Origin of the sequence: Micromonospora sp. SH-82, from assembly GCF_051132485.1 — a bacterium.
Taxonomy (GTDB): domain Bacteria; phylum Actinomycetota; class Actinomycetes; order Mycobacteriales; family Micromonosporaceae; genus Micromonospora.
Window position 1 is genome coordinate 2,211,676 of the sequence record NZ_CP148049.1, and the last position, 18,917, is coordinate 2,230,592.

At 72.2% G+C, this 18,917-nt stretch carries 18 protein-coding genes; 14 read left to right on the top strand and 4 right to left on the bottom strand.

Features of this window, described 5'->3' with window-relative positions:
* Positions 1 to 33: 33 nt before the first annotated feature.
* Both WHN02_RS10280 and WHN02_RS10285 read right to left on the bottom strand, forming a co-directional pair.
* Entirely contained in the window at positions 34 to 813 is a 780-nt protein-coding gene (locus WHN02_RS10280) for an anti-sigma factor (protein WP_434743120.1), read from the bottom strand.
* Positions 767 to 1,369 carry an RNA polymerase sigma factor gene (locus WHN02_RS10285; RefSeq protein ID WP_434743121.1) on the bottom strand — a complete coding sequence of 201 codons (603 nt, stop codon included), beginning with the start codon at positions 1,367 to 1,369 and terminating at the stop codon, positions 767 to 769. Before WHN02_RS10285 ends, WHN02_RS10280 begins: the two co-directional genes overlap by 47 nt.
* Before the next feature lie 110 nt (positions 1,370 to 1,479).
* Between WHN02_RS10285 and WHN02_RS10290 the strand changes: the two genes are divergently transcribed.
* From WHN02_RS10290 to WHN02_RS10310, 5 genes are all read left to right on the top strand, one after another.
* Positions 1,480 to 2,646: a cysteine desulfurase family protein gene (locus WHN02_RS10290; protein WP_434743122.1), complete on the top strand. Its 1,167-nt coding sequence runs from the start codon at positions 1,480 to 1,482 to the stop codon at positions 2,644 to 2,646.
* Positions 2,647 to 2,693: 47 nt separating this feature from the next.
* Positions 2,694 to 3,767 (top strand): tRNA 2-thiouridine(34) synthase MnmA, encoded by a 1,074-nt coding sequence (mnmA, locus tag WHN02_RS10295; RefSeq protein WP_434743123.1) that lies wholly within the window; start codon positions 2,694 to 2,696, stop codon positions 3,765 to 3,767.
* Positions 3,768 to 3,845: 78 nt separating this feature from the next.
* On the top strand, positions 3,846 to 4,850 hold the full coding sequence (locus tag WHN02_RS10300) for a methionine synthase (protein ID WP_434743124.1): 1,005 nt from the start codon (positions 3,846 to 3,848) through the stop codon (positions 4,848 to 4,850).
* 50 nt (positions 4,851 to 4,900) lie between these two features.
* Complete coding sequence (locus WHN02_RS10305) at positions 4,901 to 5,266, top strand: VOC family protein (RefSeq protein ID WP_434743125.1); 366 nt, start codon at positions 4,901 to 4,903, stop codon at positions 5,264 to 5,266.
* A 43-nt stretch (positions 5,267 to 5,309) separates the two neighbouring features.
* Positions 5,310 to 6,311 (top strand): ADP-ribosylglycohydrolase family protein, encoded by a 1,002-nt coding sequence (locus WHN02_RS10310; RefSeq protein WP_434743126.1) that lies wholly within the window; start codon positions 5,310 to 5,312, stop codon positions 6,309 to 6,311.
* A 143-nt stretch (positions 6,312 to 6,454) separates the two neighbouring features.
* On the opposite strand, the gene WHN02_RS10315 is transcribed toward WHN02_RS10310, so the two are convergent.
* Positions 6,455 to 6,994: a type II toxin-antitoxin system PemK/MazF family toxin gene (locus WHN02_RS10315; RefSeq protein ID WP_434743127.1), complete on the bottom strand. Its 540-nt coding sequence runs from the start codon at positions 6,992 to 6,994 to the stop codon at positions 6,455 to 6,457.
* Positions 6,995 to 7,173: 179 nt separating this feature from the next.
* Here WHN02_RS10315 and ligA point away from each other — a divergent pair, with 179 nt between their 5' ends.
* The 9 genes from ligA to WHN02_RS10360 all read left to right on the top strand — a co-directional run bounded on the left by ligA (position 7,174) and on the right by WHN02_RS10360 (position 18,503).
* The gene (gene ligA / locus WHN02_RS10320; protein ID WP_434743899.1) at positions 7,174 to 9,309 is read left to right on the top strand and encodes an NAD-dependent DNA ligase LigA; all 2,136 of its coding nucleotides are present in this window, start codon (positions 7,174 to 7,176) and stop codon (positions 9,307 to 9,309) included.
* 151 nt (positions 9,310 to 9,460) lie between these two features.
* Positions 9,461 to 11,830: a putative bifunctional diguanylate cyclase/phosphodiesterase gene (locus WHN02_RS10325; RefSeq protein WP_434743128.1), complete on the top strand. Its 2,370-nt coding sequence runs from the start codon at positions 9,461 to 9,463 to the stop codon at positions 11,828 to 11,830.
* A 199-nt stretch (positions 11,831 to 12,029) separates the two neighbouring features.
* Entirely contained in the window at positions 12,030 to 12,335 is a 306-nt protein-coding gene (gatC, locus tag WHN02_RS10330; RefSeq protein ID WP_350895257.1) for an Asp-tRNA(Asn)/Glu-tRNA(Gln) amidotransferase subunit GatC, read from the top strand.
* The gene (gene gatA, locus WHN02_RS10335) at positions 12,332 to 13,807 is read left to right on the top strand and encodes an Asp-tRNA(Asn)/Glu-tRNA(Gln) amidotransferase subunit GatA (RefSeq protein ID WP_434743129.1); all 1,476 of its coding nucleotides are present in this window, start codon (positions 12,332 to 12,334) and stop codon (positions 13,805 to 13,807) included. Before gatC ends, gatA begins: the two co-directional genes overlap by 4 nt.
* A gap of 323 nt (positions 13,808 to 14,130) precedes the next feature.
* Positions 14,131 to 14,928, top strand: a complete 798-nt coding sequence (locus tag WHN02_RS10340) for a helix-turn-helix domain-containing protein (RefSeq protein WP_434743130.1) — start codon at positions 14,131 to 14,133, stop codon at positions 14,926 to 14,928.
* Positions 14,919 to 15,104 carry a DUF397 domain-containing protein gene (locus tag WHN02_RS10345; RefSeq protein ID WP_434743131.1) on the top strand — a complete coding sequence of 62 codons (186 nt, stop codon included), beginning with the start codon at positions 14,919 to 14,921 and terminating at the stop codon, positions 15,102 to 15,104. Before WHN02_RS10340 ends, WHN02_RS10345 begins: the two co-directional genes overlap by 10 nt.
* A gap of 799 nt (positions 15,105 to 15,903) precedes the next feature.
* Positions 15,904 to 16,647: an ABC transporter ATP-binding protein gene (locus tag WHN02_RS10350; protein ID WP_434743132.1), complete on the top strand. Its 744-nt coding sequence runs from the start codon at positions 15,904 to 15,906 to the stop codon at positions 16,645 to 16,647.
* Positions 16,648 to 16,650: 3 nt separating this feature from the next.
* Positions 16,651 to 17,910: a DUF7224 domain-containing protein gene (locus WHN02_RS10355; protein WP_434743133.1), complete on the top strand. Its 1,260-nt coding sequence runs from the start codon at positions 16,651 to 16,653 to the stop codon at positions 17,908 to 17,910.
* The gene (locus WHN02_RS10360; protein WP_434743134.1) at positions 17,907 to 18,503 is read left to right on the top strand and encodes a hypothetical protein; all 597 of its coding nucleotides are present in this window, start codon (positions 17,907 to 17,909) and stop codon (positions 18,501 to 18,503) included. Before WHN02_RS10355 ends, WHN02_RS10360 begins: the two co-directional genes overlap by 4 nt.
* 197 nt (positions 18,504 to 18,700) lie before the next feature.
* On the opposite strand, the gene WHN02_RS10365 is transcribed toward WHN02_RS10360, so the two are convergent.
* Positions 18,701 to 18,907, bottom strand: coding sequence for a hypothetical protein (locus WHN02_RS10365; RefSeq protein ID WP_434743135.1), 207 nt, complete (start codon positions 18,905 to 18,907; stop codon positions 18,701 to 18,703).
* Positions 18,908 to 18,917 lie beyond the last annotated feature (10 nt).

Below are 18,917 nucleotides of genomic sequence, written 5' to 3' on the forward strand. Positions count from 1 at the left end.
GCCGGTGGGGGACCTGGTCCCCCACCGGCCGTCTCACTCGGCGAGGACCCCGCGCAGCAGACTGTCGCCGGAGTGGCCGGGATCGTCGTCGAACCGTTCGGCCGAGATGTCCACCACCGAGTACTCGGTCAGGTCGACGGTGGGCGGCAGCGGGAGCAGCACGTCCGACCCCGCACCGAGCACCCCGACGGAGAACATCCTGCCGTTCGTCGGGTTGATCAACCAGACCTCGTAGTACCCCGGCACCTCGGGCAGGTTCGCCACGTGCAGGTGCAGCCGACCGTCGTCGAACACCCGTGCCTCCCCCCGCGCCTGCGGCGGAGTCGGCCCGTACGCGGCCAGCGGGGCAGTCGCCAGCACCACCTGCTCCCCGGCGGGATCGGTCGTACCCTCCCCGGAGCGGACCACCACGAGGGTTCCGACCACACCGAGGAGTGCGGCGGCCGCCGCCGTCACCCCGGTCGTCACCCACCGTCGCCACCGGGAGTGGGCACCCGGGGCCGGGGGGAGCGCCGAACCGGTTCCGGTCGGGGCGTCCGCCTCGGCCGGGGGCCGCCGCCGGACCGACCCGGCCCCGGCGGGTGTCGCCTCGGCCTCCCGGACGTCGGCGAGGATGCCCTGCCAGAGGGCCTCCGGTGGGGCGGGCAGTTCCCGTAGTGACCGGGTCGAGGTGCCCAGCCCCGCGACGTGTCGCAGCGACTCCACCTCCCCCCGACAGGGCGCGCAGGTGTCGAGGTGGGTGGCCTCGTCGGTGTCCGCCTCGCTCTCACCGAGCGCCAGGAAGACCAGCCGGCCGTGGTCCAGGTGCTGCACCGTCCACCTCCCATCTGCGTTTCAAGCTCGCCATGCCCCGCCGGATGTGACTCTTGACAGTGCCCAGCGGCACTCCGGTCACCGCGGCTATCTGCTGGTGTGTCAGGTCGTCGTAGAAGGCCAGTTCGAGCATCCGCCGCTGGTCCTGCGGAAGGCGGGCCAGCTCGTCGGCGACCACCAGCCGGTCGACGACGGTCTCCGGGTCCGGTCCGCCCGTCACCGGCTCCGGCAGCTGTCGTACGGTCTCGGCCACCCGGTTCTCCCGGGCCGTGGCGCGCAACCTGTCGACCACCTTGCGTCGGCCGATGCCGAGCAGCCAGCCGAGCAGGGAACCACGGGACGGATCGAAGGTGTCCCGCCCGAGCCAGGCGGCGACGAAGGTGGCCTGGGTGGCGTCCTCGGCGTCGCTGCGGTTGGCCAGCGTGCTGGTGGCCAGGTGGAGGACGGCCCGGCCGAACCTGTCGTACGCCTCCCGCAGCGCCGACTCGTCACCGGCACGGAACCGGTCCGCCAGGTCGTCCTCGGGTGGCTCGGATCTCTGCCGTACCGCTGTCACCGGGCGGGTCGCCTTTCGTGGGGTAATGCAGACTGTAGCCGTCCCGGACCTGGTGAATCGGCCGGGCTGGGGCCGGTGGCGGGATTCACCGCTGGCTAAGCTGAGCGGCGATGGCATACCTGGATCACGCGGCTACGACTCCGATGCTCGATGCGGCACTGGAGGCGTACGTCGTCACCGCCCGTGAGGTCGGCAACGCCTCCTCGTTGCACGCCGCCGGTCGTCGTGCCCGTCGCTCGGTGGAGGAGTCCCGGGAGCGGGTGGCGGCCGTCCTGGGCGCCCGCCCCTCCGAGGTGATCTTCACGGGAGGTGGCACCGAGAGCGACAACCTCGCCGTCAAGGGCGTCTTCTGGGCCCGGCGGGCCGCGACCCCCGGGCGGAACCGGCTGGTCTGCAGCGCCGTCGAGCACCACGCGGTGCTGGACGCGGTCGACTGGCTGGTCCAGCACGAGGGTGCCGAGGTGAGCCTGCTGCCCGCCGACGCCACCGGACGGCTCGACCCCCGGCGGTTGGCCGCCGACCTCGCCGCCCACGCCGACCGGGTCACGCTGGTCACCGCGATGTGGGCCAACAACGAGGTCGGGACGGTGCAGCCGGTGGCGGAGTTGGCCGAGGTCGCTGCCGAGCACGGGGTTCCGCTGCACACCGACGCGGTGCAGGCGGTGGGGCAGGTCCCCGTCGACTTCGCGGCGAGTGGGGTGGCCGCGCTGACGGTGACCGGGCACAAGCTCGGCGGGCCGACCGGGGTCGGTGCGTTGCTGCTGGCCCGTGACGTGGTGGCGACGCCGCTGCTGCACGGCGGGGGTCAGGAGCGCGACATCCGGTCCGGGACCCTGGACACGGCGGGGATCGTGGCGTTCGCGGTGGCTGTCGAGACAGCGGTCAAGGCCCAGCAGGAGTACGCCGTCCGGGTCGCCGCCCTCCGCGACGACCTGGTCCGTCGGGTCCGTGACGCCGTACCCGAGGTGATCTACAACGGGGACCCGGACGAACGGCTCCCCGGCAACGCGCACTTCTCCTTCCCGGGCTGCGAGGGGGACGCGCTGCTGCTGCTCCTGGACGCCCAGGGGATCTTCTGCTCGACCGGTTCGGCCTGCTCGGCCGGGGTGGCCCAGCCCTCGCACGTGCTCCTCGCGATGGGGGCCGCCGACGACCGGGCGCGTTCGTCGCTGCGCTTCTCCCTCGGTCACACCAGCACCGCCGCCGACGTCGACGCCCTCATCGGGGCCCTTCCCGGGGCGGTGGAGCGAGCCCGACGGGCTGCCGCCCTCCGCTGACCGCAGGCGGGGTGGTTAGGGTTGACGCCGAGGAAGGGAGCGGGCCGGTGAGGGTGTTGGCGGCGATGTCGGGTGGGGTGGACTCCGCCGTGGCGGCGGCGCGCGCGGTCGAGGACGGGCACGACGTGACAGGGGTGCACCTGGCGTTGGCGCGTAACCCCCAGACGTACCGGACCGGGGCGCGGGGTTGTTGCACCCTGGAGGACTCCCGGGACGCCCGACGCGCCGCCGACGTGCTCGGCGTGCCGTTCTACGTCTGGGACATGGCCGACCGGTTCCACGCCGACGTGGTCGACGACTTCGTCGCCGAGTACGCGGCGGGGCGCACTCCGAACCCGTGCCTGCGGTGCAACGAGAAGATCAAGTTCGCGGCGGTGCTGGACCGGGCGGTGGCCCTGGGGTTCGACGCGGTGGTCACCGGCCACCACGCCCGGCTCGGTGCCGACGGCCTGCTGCGCCGCAGCGTCGACCTGCCCAAGGACCAGTCGTACGTGCTGGCGGTACTCACCCGCGAGCAGCTCGACCGATCGATCTTCCCGCTCGGCGACTCCACCAAGGCCGAGGTCCGGGCCGAGGCCGCCCGACGGGGGCTGGCCGTCGCCGACAAGCCCGACTCGCACGACATCTGCTTCATCGCCGACGGCGACACCAGGGGCTTCCTCGCCGACCGGCTGGGTGCCGCCCCGGGGGACGTCGTCGACGCCCTCACCGGCGCGGTGGTCGGCAGCCACCAGGGGGCGTACGCGTACACGGTGGGGCAGCGCAAGGGGCTGCACCTGGACCGTCCGGCCCCTGACGGTCGCCCCCGGTACGTGCTGTCCATCACCCCGACGACCAACACCGTCACCGTCGGGCCGGCCGAGGCGCTGGAGGTCTCCACCGTCCGCGCCGACCGCCCGGTGTGGACCGGAGGCGCCCGGCCGGTGGCCCCCGTCGAGTGCGAGGTGCAGTTGCGGGCGCACGGCGACGTCGTCCCGGCCACCGTGGAGGTGACCGACGGGGGGCTGCGTGCCGAGCTGCGTCGTCCCCTCCGGGGGGTCGCCGCAGGCCAGGCCATCGTGGCGTACCGGCCCGACCCGGCCGGTGACGTGGTGCTCGGTTCGGCCACCATCACCGGCTGACCCGCCCGGTCGGGCGTCCCCGCGTACGAGGCGTGCCGGCCGGCGCGTACGGGGTGGGGGAGCGGATACCCTGCGACGGTGACTGATCAGTCCTGGCCCTGGCCGCCCGGTGCGGCGACCGGCATCGGTTCGTTGCCCGGCACCGACATCGCCGAGGCGCAGCGGATCGTCCTCGGTGAGCTGCCCGCCCTGCCACACCTGCCCGAGCTGCCCGCCCGTGGTCCGGGCGCGGACGTGATCGGCCGGACCGGGGGCCTGCTGGTCGAGCTGCCGGTGGAGCTGTACGCGGCCAGGTGGCGGGTGGCCCCCCGGCCGGGGCGGGACCTGCGTCGGGCTCGGGACCTGATGGAACGTGACCTCGACCAGCTCGCCGAGCAGGCCGAGGAGTACGCCGGGCCGGTCAAACTCCAGGCCGCCGGCCCGTTCACGATGGCCGCCTCCGTGGAGTTGCCGATCGGCGGGCGGCTGCTGCGCGACCCGGGGGCGGTGCGTGACCTCACCGGTTCGTTGGCCGAGGGGCTACGGGGGCACGTCGAGGCGGTCACCCGACGGCTGCCCCGCGCCTCGGTGCTGCTGCAGTTGGACGAGCCCTCGCTGCCTGCCGTGCTCGCCGGGCGGGTGCCCACCGAGAGCGGGCTGGGGGCGTACCGGCCGGTCGAGGAGGCGGACGCGACGGTGGCGCTGCGGACGGTGATCGAGGCGGCCGGGGTGCCGACCGTGGTCCACTGTTGCGCGCCGGAGGTGCCGTTGTCGGTGGTCCGCGCGGCCGGAGCCGTCGGTGTCGCGCTCGACCTGGGACTCGTCACCGACCTGGATCCGCTGGGTGAGGCGATCGACGCCGGGTTGGGGTGGTGGGCCGGGGCTGTCGACACCGCCACCCCGTCGGCCGGTCGCGCGCCGACCTCCGCCGAGGTGGCCGACCGGGTACGCCGGATCTGGACCCGCCTCGGGTTCCCGGCCGCCCGCCTCGCCTCTCAGGTGGTGGTGACCCCGGCGTGTGGCCTGGCCGGTGCCCCGCACGGGTACGTCAGGGGTGTGCTCGCCGCCTGTCGGGACGCCGGACGCCGCCTCGCCGACGCCTGACCGAGGCCTCGCCGGGTTTCCTGTCGTACCGGGTGGGCAGGATACGGAGCATGATTGGACGAATGCGCTCCGTGGTGATCGACTGTCCCGACCCGCGCGCCCTGGCCGGGTTCTACGCCGCGTTGCTCGGCCTCCCCCTGGTCGAGGAGGAGTCCGAGGGCGACTGGGTGGTCATCGGCGGCCCACGCGGACACCAGCCCCGGATGGCCTTCCAACAGGCCCCCGACCTGATCGCCCCGGACTGGCCCGACCCGCAGCGGCCACAGCAGTTCCACCTCGACCTCACTGTCGACGACATCGAGAGCGCGGAGCGGGCCGTGCTGGCGTTGGGCGCTCGGCGGCTGCCCGGCGAGGGGGACGACTTCCGGGTCTACGCCGACCCGGCCGGTCACCCGTTCTGCCTCTGCTGGGACTGACCAGCAGTCCGGATGGGTTGCGGGGGGCGGGCATGATGCCTTCGTGACCGCCTCCCCGCCCCGCCGCGCCACCGGCTCGCTCTTCGGCCTCGCCTACGGCGACGCCCTCGGCCTGCCGACCGAGTTCCTGACCGTCGCCGAGATCCACCACCGGTACGGTCCGGCGGGTCCGCGCGAGCTGACCGGGGATCCGGCGCTGGTCACCGACGACACCCAGATGGCCCTGGCGGTGGCCTGGGCACTGCGGGACGCGCCCGAGTCCACCCCGGAGGCCGTCGAGCCGCTGCTGCGGCAGCGCTTCGTGGACTGGTCGGTCAGCCCGGACAACGACCGGGCCCCGGGCATGACCTGTCTGCGGGCCTGCGCCGAGCTGGCCCGGGGGGTGCGGTGGCAGGAGGCGACGCAGGCGAACTCCAAGGGCTGTGGGGCGAACATGCGGGTCACCCCGGTCGGGTTGCTCGACGTCGACCCGGACACCCTGGCCGGGTTGGCCCAGTTCCAGGCCGGGCTCACCCATGGGCACCCGACCGGGCTGGCCGCCAGTGAACTGACCGCGTACGCGGTCCGGGTGCTGCGCGACGGCGTCACCCTTGCGGAGCTGCCCGAGGTCCTGGTGGGGCGGGCGCAGGGGCAGCGGCGCACGTACCACGGCGACTGGCTCGGCGACCTGTGGCAGCGCCCCGGCGTGGACTCCCCGCAGGAGTTCGTCGCCCGGGGTTGGGACGAGTGCCTGGGGGCCCTGCACCGGTTGGTCGACGCGTTGGCCCGGCCGGACGACGGCGGTGACCCGTGCCGGCACACCGGGGAGGGGTGGATCGCCGAGGAGGCGCTGGCCACCGCGCTGTACTGCGCGATCCGGCACGCCGACGACCCGGTGACGGCGTTGGCCCGGGGAGCCACCACCGCCGGGGACTCGGATTCGATCGCCGCCCTGGCCGGTGCGTTCCTCGGGGCGGCCGGTGGAACGGCCGCCTGGCCGACCGGGTGGGCCACCCGCATCGAGTACGCCGACCAACTCGCCACCCTCGGCGACACCTGGGACTGACCGCCGGGCCACCGGCCCCTACGCGGCGGCTCCGCCGGTCACACCGTCTGTCGCCTCGGTGCAGTCGGGTGACGTCCCGTTCGCGTGCCCGGGTGACGTCCCGTCCGGCGTACCCGGGTGACGTCCCGTCCGGCGTGTCCGGGTCAGCCCCGGGTCTGCGGGGAGAGGTGGGGCAGGGCCCTGACCTCCTGCCAGAGCGTCGGGTCGCAGCGACCGGCGCGGTCCCGGAAGGCGGTCAGCTCGACCCGGATCGGTTCCCCGAGGTCGAGGTAGCTGTCCCGGTCGGCCTGCGGATGCCAGTCCCGGGTGGGGATCGGCACGTGGTCGTCGCGGTGGCTCTTGTCCTGACTCGTGATCTTGAGTACGTCGGCCCGGTCCCGGGTCGTGCCCAGCACCAGGCAGGGGCGGACCTTCGAACCGGTGCCGTCGGCGTAGGGGACGTCGGCCCACCAGATCTCCCCCGGCCGTACGGTGCCGGTGCCGGACCGGTCGGTGCCCCGGGGACGGGGTGCCTTACCCGGGCGGGAGTCCTGCCGCCCCCTGGTCTTCGGTCGCGCGGCGCGACCCGATGCGCCGCGCCCGGGACGGGACCGCCGGCCGGAGGCGTGCCGCCAGGCGTCCCACGCCCACCCACCGGCGACGGCGAGCAGGATCAACGCCGCCCAGAGCAGCCAGTCACGCATCGGTACCTCCGGGTTCGTTCACCCTCGACGGGTGGCCTGCTCCAGGAGGAGCAGAGCAGGTGGCGGACTATTGTCCCACCGTCCCGATACGGTGCGGGGGTAGCAGAGTCACGGGAGGTTCGGCGGTGTCCGAAGACGGCGGTGGGTCCGAGGTTGTTTCGGTGTCCGAGGGTGAGGGGGTGCCGGAGGAGGCCATCGGCGGGCAGGTCAGTGCGGCACAGGAGGCGGCTGCCGGCGCGGAGCCGACGCCCCTGGCCCGGGACCGGCACGCGACGTTGAGCCAGGAGCTCACCGAGCACCAGTACCGCTACTACGTGCTCGACGCGCCGACCGTCTCCGACGCCGACTTCGACAGGCAGCTGCGCGAGCTGGAGGCGCTGGAGGAGCAGTTCCCCGCGCTGCGGACCCCGGACTCGCCGACGCAGCGGGTCGGGGGCACCTTCTCCACCGACTTCACCCCGGTCACCCACGCCGAGCGGATGATGTCGCTGGACAACGCCTTCGCCGACGAGGAGCTGGCGGCCTGGGCCGAGCGGGTCGAGCGGGACGCCGGCGGGACGGTCCCCTACCTGTGCGAGCTGAAGGTCGACGGCCTGGCGATCAACCTGACCTACGAGGGGGGTCGGCTGGTCCGGGCGGCGACCCGGGGGGACGGACGCACAGGTGAGGACGTGACAGCCAACGTCCGCAGCATCCGCGACGTACCGGCCCGGCTCACCGCGTCGGCCGAGTTCGCGGAGGTGCCGGAGTTCGTCGAGGTCCGGGGGGAGATCTACTTCCCGGTGGCCGCCTTCGCCGACCTGAACGCCACCCTGGTCGAGCAGGGCAAGGCGCCGTTCGCCAACCCCCGTAACGCCGCCGCCGGCAGCCTGCGCCAGAAGGACCCCCGGGTCACCGCGTCCCGGCCGCTGCGCCTGGTGGTGCACGGCATCGGCGCCCGGCGCGGCTTCCAACCCCGGACCCAGTCCGAGTCGTACGCGGCGCTGCGGGCCTGGGGACTGCCCGTCAGCGACCGGTCCCGGGTGGTCCCCGACCTGACCGGGGTGGCCGAGTACATCGCCCACTACGCCCAACACCGGCACGACGTCGAGCACGAGATCGACGGGGTGGTGGTGAAGGTCGACCCGGTCTCCATCCAGGGTCGGCTCGGCTCCACCAGTCGGGCACCACGCTGGGCGATCGCCTTCAAGTACCCCCCGGAGGAGGTCAACACCAAGCTCCTCGACATCGACGTCAACGTCGGCCGGACCGGCCGGGTCACCCCCTTCGCCGTCCTGGAGCCGGTCCGGGTGGCGGGGTCCACGGTGGCGCTGGCGACCCTGCACAACGCCCGCGAGGTGGAACGCAAGGGCGTCCTGATCGGTGACACAGTGGTCCTGCGCAAGGCCGGGGACGTGATCCCCGAGGTGCTCGGCCCGGTGGTGGAGCTGCGTCCGGCCGACGCCCGACCGTTCGTCATGCCGACCACCTGTCCGGCGTGTGGGACCCCGCTGGCCCCGGCCAAGGAGGCGGACGTCGACATCCGCTGCCCCAACAGCCGGTCCTGCCCCGCCCAGCTGCGTGAGCGGGTCTTCCACCTCGCCGGGCGGGGTGCCTTCGACATCGAGGTGCTCGGCTACAAGGGGGCGTCCGCCCTGCTGGACGCGCAGGTCATCACCGACGAGGGGGACCTGTTCACCCTCGACGCCGGGCAGCTGGCCCGCTCGGAGTTCTTCGTCAACAAGGACGGCAGTCTGGGCAGCAACGCCACCAAGCTGCTGGACAACCTCGCCGTCGCCAGGGAACGCGACCTGTGGCGGGTGCTCGTCGCACTCTCCATCAGACACGTCGGGCCGACCGCCGCACAGGCCCTGGCCAGGCACTTCCGGTCGATGGGGGCGATCGAGCAGGCCGGTGAGGCCGAACTCTCCTCCGTGGACGGCGTCGGCCCGACCATCGCGGTGAGCATCAGGGAGTGGTTCGCCGTCGACTGGCACCGCGAGGTGGTCCGCAAGTGGGCCGAGGCGGGCGTACGGATGGTCGAGGAGGGCGGCGACGAGGGACCCCGACCGTTGGAGGGGCTGACGGTGGTGGTCACCGGCACCCTGACCGGGTTCAGCCGGGACCAGGCGGCCGAGGCGATCCAGACGCGCGGGGGCAAGGTGACCGGTTCGGTGTCCAAGAAGACCGGTTTCGTGGTGGTCGGCGACAACCCCGGCTCCAAGGCCGACAAGGCGGCCACCCTCAAGGTCCCGATCCTCGACGAGGCGGGTTTCCAGGTCCTGCTCGACGCCGGTCCCGATGCGGCCCGGGAGGTGGCCCGGATCGAGGGGTGAGATCCGACACCCACCCGGGCGTCGCGTATACCAACTTAATTACGACTCCGACCGATTCGTGTATGTCGTCTCGGTAAGTACCACAGCCAGGGCGTTTCATAGTGACAGGGCGGTTACTCGTCCGGTCCGTAGGTGCTGCCCGGGAGGTGCGATGGAGGCCGTCGACCCGCGCAACTCCCTGCCCTGGGCAGCGGCGCCGTTCGTCGGCCTCCTCGCCGGCACCGGCCTGCTGGCCACGGTGGCCACCGTCGGAGCCCTCGTCGACCTGCCCGCCCGCCTGCCCGACCTGCCCACCGCGTTCTGGATCATGGCGGCGCTGGCGGTGGTCTGCGACGCCCGGCCGTTCGTGCCCCTCGGCCGTCGGCGGACCTTCGCGGTCTTCCCCTCGACCTGCTTCACCTTCGCCATCCTGCTCGGCTGGGGGCTGGGTCCGGCGGTGGCGGTGCAGGCCGTGGCGGTGCTCGTCTGCGGGGCACGAATGGGGCACGCGCCCTGGCGCACCTGCTTCAACATCGCCCAGTACGCCTGCGCCCTGGCCGCCGCCCACCTGGTCCTGCGGGCCGGGCCGGGTGCCTTCTTCGCCGGTGGACCACTGGGCTGGACCGACGTGGTGGCAGTCGCCGCGGCGACCGGAGTCTGGTTCGCCGTCAACTACGGCCTGGTCAGCACGGCACTGCGGCTGCGGTTCGGCGGGCGGTGGTGGTCCCGGGCCAGGCAGGGGCTCCCGTTCGAACTGCTCGCCACCGGTTCCCTGCTGCTGCTCGCCCCGGTCCTGGTCACCGCCGCCAGGGCCAGCGCCGCCCTGGTCCCCCTGGTGCTGGTCCCGCTCTTCGCCGTCTACCGGATGGCCCGGCTCTCCACCGAACAGGAACACGTCGCCGCGCTCGACCCGCTGACCGGGCTGCCCAACCGCAAGGCCCTCCTCGCCGAGGTGGCCGAGCAGGTCCACGTACACGCCGAGCGGGTCGCCCGCGACGAGCCGGACGCCCACCTGGCCCTGCTCCTGATCGACCTGGACCGGTTCAAGAACGTCAACGACGCCCTCGGCCACGCCGTGGGGGACCGGCTGCTCGTCGAGGTGACCGCCCGACTGGTCGGGGTCCTCGACGGACGGGACCTGGTGGCCCGGCTCGGCGGGGACGAGTTCGCCATCGTCGCCACCGGACTCGACGGCGTCGACCAGGCCCGTGAACTGGCCGAACGGGTGGTCACCGCGCTGGCCGAGCCGGTGTCGATGGACGGGCTCCTGCTCGACGTCGGCGGGTCGATAGGCATCGCGCTCTTCCCCGAGCACGGCGAGGACTACGCCACCCTGATGCGCCACGCCGACGTCGCCATGTACGACGCGAAGCACCGCGACGACACCATCGCCGTGTACGCCCCCGAGTCCGACCACAACTCCGCCGAGCGGCTCGCCCTCCTGGCCGACCTTCGACGCGTACTGGAGGCGGGGCCGCCGTCCGGGCGGACCGTGCGGGGCGGCGACGGGGCCGCCCTGCCCACCAGGCTGGCAGCCGACCCCGACCCGGCGCGGCCGGAGGGCGGACCGTGGTGGCGGCTGCGCCGCCGTCGACCCCGACCCCCGCTCGACGACTCCGACGAACTGCTGAACCGGATCCTCACCGGCGCCGACCCGGTCCGTCGGCGGGCGGCCGGTGAGACGACCGACGCCCCGGCGGCACCGGAGGGCACCGTCACCCCGCAGGTGGCCGCCCCGACCGCCGGACCCGGTGACCCCGACGTCGGGGAGATCACCATGTACTACCAGCCGCAGGTCGCCATCGACTCCGGAGAGGTGGTCGGCGTCGAGGCGCTGCTGCGCTGGCGGCACCCCCGACGGGGCATGGTCAACCCCGAGGAGCTGATCCGGGTGGCCGAACAGACCGCAGTGATGCGGCTGCTCACCCGCCGGGTCGTCGACGACGTACTGGAACAGCTCGCCAAGTGGTCCGCCGCCGGGACCGACCTGCGGGCCGCCCTCAACGTCAGCGTCCGGGACCTGCACAGCGGCGAGATCGCCGACCAGGTCGCCGACCGGCTGACCCGGTACGGCATCCGGCCCGACCGGCTCCAGGTGGAGATCACCGAAGGCGCCCTGATGGCCGACCCGCGTCGGGTCCTGGACACCATCACCCGGCTGCACCGGACCGGGGTGGCCATCTCCCTCGACGACTTCGGCACCGGGTACTCCTCCCTGCAACACCTGCGGCGACTGCCGCTGTCCGAGGTGAAGGTGGACCGCTCCTTCGTCCTCGGCATGGCCGACGACGCCGACGACGCGTCGATAGTCAGGTCGATGATCGACCTGGCCGGGGCGTTGGGCCTGCGGGTGGTGGCCGAGGGGGTCGAGGACGAGCGGACCTGGCGGCTGCTGCACGCCGCCGGGTGCGACGTCGCCCAGGGGTGGTTCCACGCCCGGCCGATGCCCGCCGAGGAGCTCACCACCTGGCTGGCCCGCTACCGCCCGCTGCGCCCCACCGTCGGGACCGACGCCGAGGTCCCCCGCCGGCACGCCCGCTGACCCCTCCGGGGCCGCCGAGGGGCGCGGGGCGTCGTCGGCCGAGGTCGACCCGGGGCGGACGGTCGGTCGGCGGAGAGGGGGAGCCGACGGCGGGACGTACCGGCCGGACAATAGACTCGCTCCGGTCACCGCACGTCATCCCCACCGACCGCGCGGTACAGACAGCGGACGTAGCAGGACAGCCACGAAGGGGGCACCGATGGCCGCCATCTCCCGCGAGGAGGTCGCGCACCTGGCGCGACTGTCGCGGCTCGCCGTGACGGAGGAGGAGCTGGACACCCTCGCCGGTCAGCTCGACGTGATCCTCCAGGCGGTCGCGCAGGTCGGCGAGGTCGCCGCGGCGGACATCCCGCCGACCTCCCACTCCGTACCGCTGACGAACGTCCTGCGCGACGACGTCGTCACCCCGGGCCTGACGCCGGCCGAGGCGTTGGCGGGTGCGCCCGACGCCGAGCAGCAGCGTTTCCGGGTACCCCGGATCCTGGACGAGGATGTGGCTTCATGAGTGACCTGACCCGGCTCACCGCCGTCGAACTGGCCGCCCTGGTGGCCGAGGGGCAGACCAGCGCCGTCGAGGTGACCCAGGCGCACCTGGACCGGATCTCCGCCGTCGACGGGCAGGTCAACGCCTTCCTCCACGTCGACACCGAGGGTGCGCTGGCCGCCGCCCGTACGGTCGACGACCGCCGGGCCGCCGGTGAGCCCCTCGGCCCGCTCGCGGGTGTCCCGGTCGCCGTCAAGGACGTCCTGACCACCAAGGGGATTCCGACCACCGTCGGGTCGAAGATCCTGAAAGGCTGGCGCCCGCCGTACGACGCGACGATCGTCCAGCGGCTCGCCGAGGCGGGCACCGTCATGCTCGGCAAGACCAACATGGACGAGTTCGCGATGGGGTCCTCCACCGAGTACTCCGCCTACGGGCCGACCCGCAACCCGTGGGACACCGGCCGGATCCCCGGCGGCTCGGGTGGTGGCAGCGCGGCGGCGCTGGCCGCGTACGAGGCCCCGCTCTCGATCGGTTCGGACACCGGCGGCTCGATCCGGCAGCCCGGCGCGGTCACCGGCACCGTCGGCGCGAAGCCCACCTACGGTGGCACCTCCCGGTACGGCCTGGTGGCGTTCTCCTCCTCCCTCGACACCCCCGGCCCCTGCGCCCGTACGGTGCTCGACGCCGCCCTCCTGCACCAGGTCATCGCCGGTCACGACCCGCGTGACTCCACCAGCATCCCGGCCCCCGTGCCGGACGTGGTGGCGGCCGCGAAGCTCGGTGCGACGGGCGACCTGACCGGGGTGAAGCTCGGCGTGGTCACCGAGTTCTCCGGGGACGGGGCCGAGCCGGGTGTCCTGGCGGCGTTCCGCGAATCGGTGGACGCCCTGGCCAAACTGGGTGCCGAGATCGTCGAGGTGTCCTGCCCGCACTTCACCTACGCGCTGCCCGCGTACTACCTCATCGCCCCGAGCGAGTGCTCCTCCAACCTCGCCCGGTTCGACGGGGTCCGGTTCGGCCTGCGGGTCGGCGACGACGGCAACCGGTCGCTGGAGGAGGTCATGTCGCTGACCCGGGAGGCCGGATTCGGCCCCGAGGTCAAGCGACGGATCATCATCGGTACGTACGCGCTCTCCTCGGGCTACTACGACGCCTACTACGGTCAGGCCCAGAAGGTCCGTACGCTGATCACCCGGGACTTCACCGCCGCCTTCGAGCAGGTCGACGCGCTGATCTCGCCGACCACCCCGTCGGTGGCGTTCCCCCTCGGTGCGCGGACCACCGACCCGTACCAGATGTATCTGGCCGACCTCTACACGATCCCGGCCAACCTGTACGGCGGGCCCGGTATCTCGGTGCCGTGCGGGCTTTCCGAGGGCCTGCCGGTCGGCCTCCAGGTGATGGCCCCGACCATGGCCGACGACCGGATGTACCGGGTCGCCGCCGCCCTGGAGTCGGTCGTCGGCACCCTCACCCCACCGGCACTGTAGACGCGAGAGAAGAAGGGGGCGGGATGCGTCGGGCATCCCGCCCCCTTCTCGGCCGTCGACGGCCGAGCCGTCCGCCCGCGTCGGAGTGCTGCTTGTCGACGTCGACGGCCGAGTCGGGGGTGCTGTAGCCGACCGCCCGTCGGGGTGCTGTAGCCGACCGCCCCGGTCCCGGCGTCCCGAGCACGGCAGGGCATGACTCGCATCGACGTCCGACGGTGTATGCTCGCTGTTTTCTCTTGGTGACGGAACGTCACCAAGAGGCCCGAATGGTGAGTGAAGTCGGGTCGAGGTGAGCCCGGAAGGCTCGGGACGAGAGGTGGGGCATGAACGCCACAGCGGTACTCATCGACGAACTGCGCCGGTGCCGGTCGTCCCGGGGACTCAATCAGGAAGAGTTCGGCCGGATGATCAGTTACAGCGGAACGCACGTCAGTGCCGTCGAGAGCGGCACCCGCCCGCCGACAGCCGAGTACGTCCGCGCCATCGACCGGACCATGGAGACCGGCGGCCTCTTCACCCGACTCCTCGACCGGCTCCCGCCCCTGGACCAGACCCCGGTCTGGCTCCGCGAATGGATCACCGTCGAGGAACAGGCAGTCTCCCTCCGCTGGTACGAACCGGTGTACATCCCCGGTCTGCTCCAGACGGAGGGCTACGCCCTCGCAACGTTGCGGGCCGGGGGTCTACTCACCCCTGAGCAGGTCAAGCACCGTGTCAAGTCCAGGATCGACAGACAGGCCCTACTCAACCGGGAGGATGCCCCGACGTTGGTGGTCATCCTCGACGCTGCGGTGTTGAGGCGGACCGTCGACGACGACCGGGACCTGATGCGGGGGCAGTTGGAGCATCTGGTCGCGGCAGCCGGGCTGCCGAACGTCAGGCTCCACGTCGTGCCCGAGGAGGCGGGCCTCTATCCGGGGCTGTTGGCCGGGTTCATCCTGGCCAACCTGCCCGACGGGATGTTGGCCGGGCATGTCGACAGTCAGGTGCGGTCCGAGACGGTCGGTGCTCGATCCGAGCTTGCTACCCTCGAAAAAGTGTGGGAGACGTGTGCTCGCAGTGCACTTCCTCAGCGGCTTTCCCTCGACCTGATCAAGGAAGTGGCGCAGTCATGGAGCTGACCAACGCCCGGTGGCGTACGTCCACCAGAAGCGGCCAGAACGGCGGCAACTGTGTCGAGGTCGCTGACAATCTTCCTGGTGTGGTGGCGGTGCGGGACAGTAAGGATCCGTCCGGGCCTGTTCTGAGGTTCACCGCGTACGCCTGGTCGACCTTCGCCACCAGTCTCAAGAGCTGACCGACGCACCTCGATAGACCTTGGAGGTAGGTGGCCCCTCCGGGGGCCGAAACTCTCCAAGGTCACCCGACCTGACCAGCGATTAGGTGGCGTTCGCCGTCACACGGTCGGCGACAACGCAATGAATGCTTGCACCCTTGGCCCCATCGAAATGACAGATCCCTATGCTGCTCAAGGTTGACGTGCGGTGACCGATGGTGAAGGATCAAGGTGTCGGCCGGCGTACTTGCAGTCGAAGTGAACGAGGGGTAATGGAAAGAGTGAAAAGGGCTGCCCTGATTGGTGTGAGCAGTCTCTGTCTTGTCCTGTCCACGATCTCTCCGGCCCACGCTGAAGGTTCCTGGTCGAGTAGCGTTAGCAATGCACTAACCGGGTTTACCTCCCGCAGTTGGACCGACAACAACAGCGATGCGACGGCGACTCGCACGGTGTGGTCGGGGTGCTCAACCGTTACGGGAACCTACCGCAACACCACGCTTGACCTCGCCCGCAACAGGACGTGGCCGTTGCCGGATGTGACGTACGGCGAACGAACCTCGTCGTGCGGCACGTTCAACTGGGGTCGGATGACCGATGTGGGCAGCTATCACTGGACCATCAAGAGAATCAACGATTCGGCTTCCGGGTGGCGCGTGAATGTAAGTTCTACCACCACGTACTACTGATTCCTGCGTTCGGCTGAAGTGGCCTGATATTCAGGGTCGCCTCCCTGGCGGGAAATCGGACCGGCGGGTCCATCGCACGATGTGGCCCGCCGGTCTGCCTTTGACCGGTGGGATGAATGATCTAAGGTAAGCGTGTGACCGTACTGATTGACCGGGTTTCGTTTCGGTACCGGCGGGACGTCACTGTCTTTCGGGACCTGGAGCTGGAATTCGGGTCCGGGGCGACCGTGCTGTTGGGGCCCAACGGCGCAGGGAAATCCACATTGTTGTCGCTCGTCGTGGGGCTGCTGCGCCCCGACTCCGGCACCGTCCGCGTCGGTGACCTCGCCAGTCACGTGCGACGTACCCGGTCCCGCTACCGCCGCGCCGTCGGGTGGCTGCCGCAGAACGTCGCGGCGGTTCCTGGACTGAAGGTGCGCGAGCAGGTCGCGTACGCGGGCTGGCTGAAGGGTCTCGACCGTCGTACGGCCTGGGACAACGCCGCCGACGCCCTGCGTCGGGTGGCCCTGATCGACCTGGCGGAGCGGCCAAGCAGGGCGCTCTCCGGTGGACAGTTGCGGCGCGTCGGGATCGCCCAGACGCTTGTGCACGACGCCCGGCTCATCGTGCTCGACGAACCCGCTGCCGGGTTGGACCCCCAGCAGCGGCGGGGCCTGCGGGAGGTGCTCAACAGCCTGGTCGACGGGGTCGACGTGCTGGTGTCGACCCACCAGACCGAGGACATCAGCGACGTCTATCAGCACGTGGCAGTGCTGGACCGGGGTGCCCTGCGGCACCGGGGCAGCGTCTCGTCGTTCCTGGCGCTGGCCCCGCCCGGCACGGAACGGTCGCGGCAGGCCGAAGAGGCGTACGTCCGGCTCGTCGGGGTCGAGGGCTGAACCGTGCGGACCCTCTACTCGTGGCGCGGACGCGCCGAGCCGTACCTTCTCGTGCCGCTGGTGGCCTTGGTGGTGCTACAGGGGGCGCAGGTCGTCGACACGGCCACGCCCGGCTACTGGGCGGCGGCGGTCGCCAAGGCGAACCTGATGCTCTTCATCGTGGTGCCGATCTGCGCGGTGAGTGCGGCGTGGGAGGGGTCCCGGCATCGGGGCGGACGGATCGAGACACTCGCCGTCGCCCGACCGGTCTGGCAGGTGGTTCTGGTGGCCCTCGCCCCGACGGTGGCGCTGGGGCTGGTGGGCATCACAGCGGCCCTGGCCGCCACGGCACCCGCCGCCCAGGGCGCCCCCGGCCACCCGTACCCGTGGCTGATCCTCGTCTACGTGCTGGTCTTGGTCGGGCACACGGTGGTGGGGTACGGCCTGGGGCGGTGGTTGCCGCCGGCCCTCGCACTGCCGGCCGGACTCGCCGGCTCGTACGTCTGGCTGGCCTACCCGGGGGCGATCGAACCGCTCTGGATCCGGCACCTCAACGGACTCTCCTTCGAGGGCTGCTGCGCGATCGACCAGGCCCCGGCGGTCCGGGCCATGCTCGCCACCGGCCTTTTCGCGGTGGGGCTCGTCGTCGGCACCCTGATCGCTCTCCTCGACACCCGTCGGACCCGGATCGCCGGAGCAGCGACCTTCGCGGCGCTGCTGGGGCTCGCGGTCACGGCGGCTCTGCCGCTGGGGGCCTCCTCGGGAGCTCCCCGCCCCGGTGCGCCCCGCTGCACCGACGCCGATCCGGTGCTCTGTCTCTGGCCGGAGCAGGAGAGGGTCCGGCCGGTGGTGCATCCCGCGCTCTCCTCGGCGTACGACCGGCTCGTCGCGGTGGGCCTGCCGCTGCCGACTGTCGTGACCGCCGCCGACGTCACCCGGCCCGACGCCGTCTTCGTCGCGCTGCCGCCGGGCGCGGTGGGCCGGGACGCCGTGCTCAGCCTGGTTTCCAGCCTGGTGCCGGACACCGTCCCGGACTGTGCCCTCCGGGGCGAGTGGCCGGGTGCGGACAGCCGGGCCGCGCTGGCGGTCTGGATGGCGCTGGTGGCGGGCGTACCCGCAGCGGAGCTGGGTGCTCCGCCGGAACTCGTCGACCTGGGCATCCGGGTCCGTCGGCTCGACGACGGGCAGCAGCTGGCCTGGTACCGGGCGAATCTTCCCCCGCTGGCCGACTGCACCACCCGGCCGCGTCTCGACCCGGCGGCGTTCCGGGCCGGTGCCGGATGATCTGGTGGTGGCGGGCGAGGGCACTGACCGTGGTGAGCCTGGCCTGCGTCGCCAGCCTGGTCGCCGGGGTGCTGATCGGCGGTGCGGTGCTGCCGCTGCCCAGCCTGGTCGGTTCGCTTGTCGTCCCGGTCGTCTTCGCGTTGCTGCTGCCGCTCGTGCCGACTGTCCTTTTCTGGTACGGCCTGGACCGTAGCAGCGTAGACCTGGACGCCACGGCGGTCCGGGCGATCTGGCTCCGGGACCTGTCGGTCGTCGTGGCCATGGTGCTGTGCACCGCTGCCGCAGTGGGGATCAGCTCACTGCTGGGTTGGTGGGACCTCGGCCCCGGCTACCTACGTAATCTCGTCGGGTGCCTCGGCCTGGCCCTGGTCGTCACCCCGTTCGTCGGCGCACGCCTGGCGGCGGTGGTGCCGATCGTCGCCGTGATCGTCAGCGCTCTCTTCGGCACCGGCGACGGTGGTCTGGTGCGGTGGTGGGCCTGGCCGATCGCCCCGGCCCGGGACGGGCCGGCGTTCGCCCAGGCGGCGCTGCTGCTGGTGGTCGGGGCGGTGGTGGCTCGATGGCAGGCCGACCGCCCCGTCCGTCGCCGGTGACCGGGTTCGACTGTGGCGGTGAAATCCGGCGGTGGGGTGGGGTGGGAGGCCTGACGCGGGAGCAGGTGGATCACCTGATCGCGGCAGCAGGGCTGCACTCATGATCGTTAGCTGTTGAGGGACACCATTCCCGGCGTGTCGTGTCGGTGAACAGCCAACGATCATGAGCGATGCGGTGACCGCCACGATCCTGCGGATCAACGGGGGTCCGGCTGGGGCCGGTCGGTCAGGTATCGGCGGGCACGGACGACGGCGCGCCGCTGCACCCCGGCCGGGACGAGCAGGGCCACGGCGACAGCCGCCCCGATGATCTGGGTGGAACCTCTCGTGCTGAGGTGGACCAGGCCGACTCGGAGAGCCACCATGGCGAGTTGCAGCCAGACGAGCCAGTGCTGTCGGGCCACTCCGGCGGCC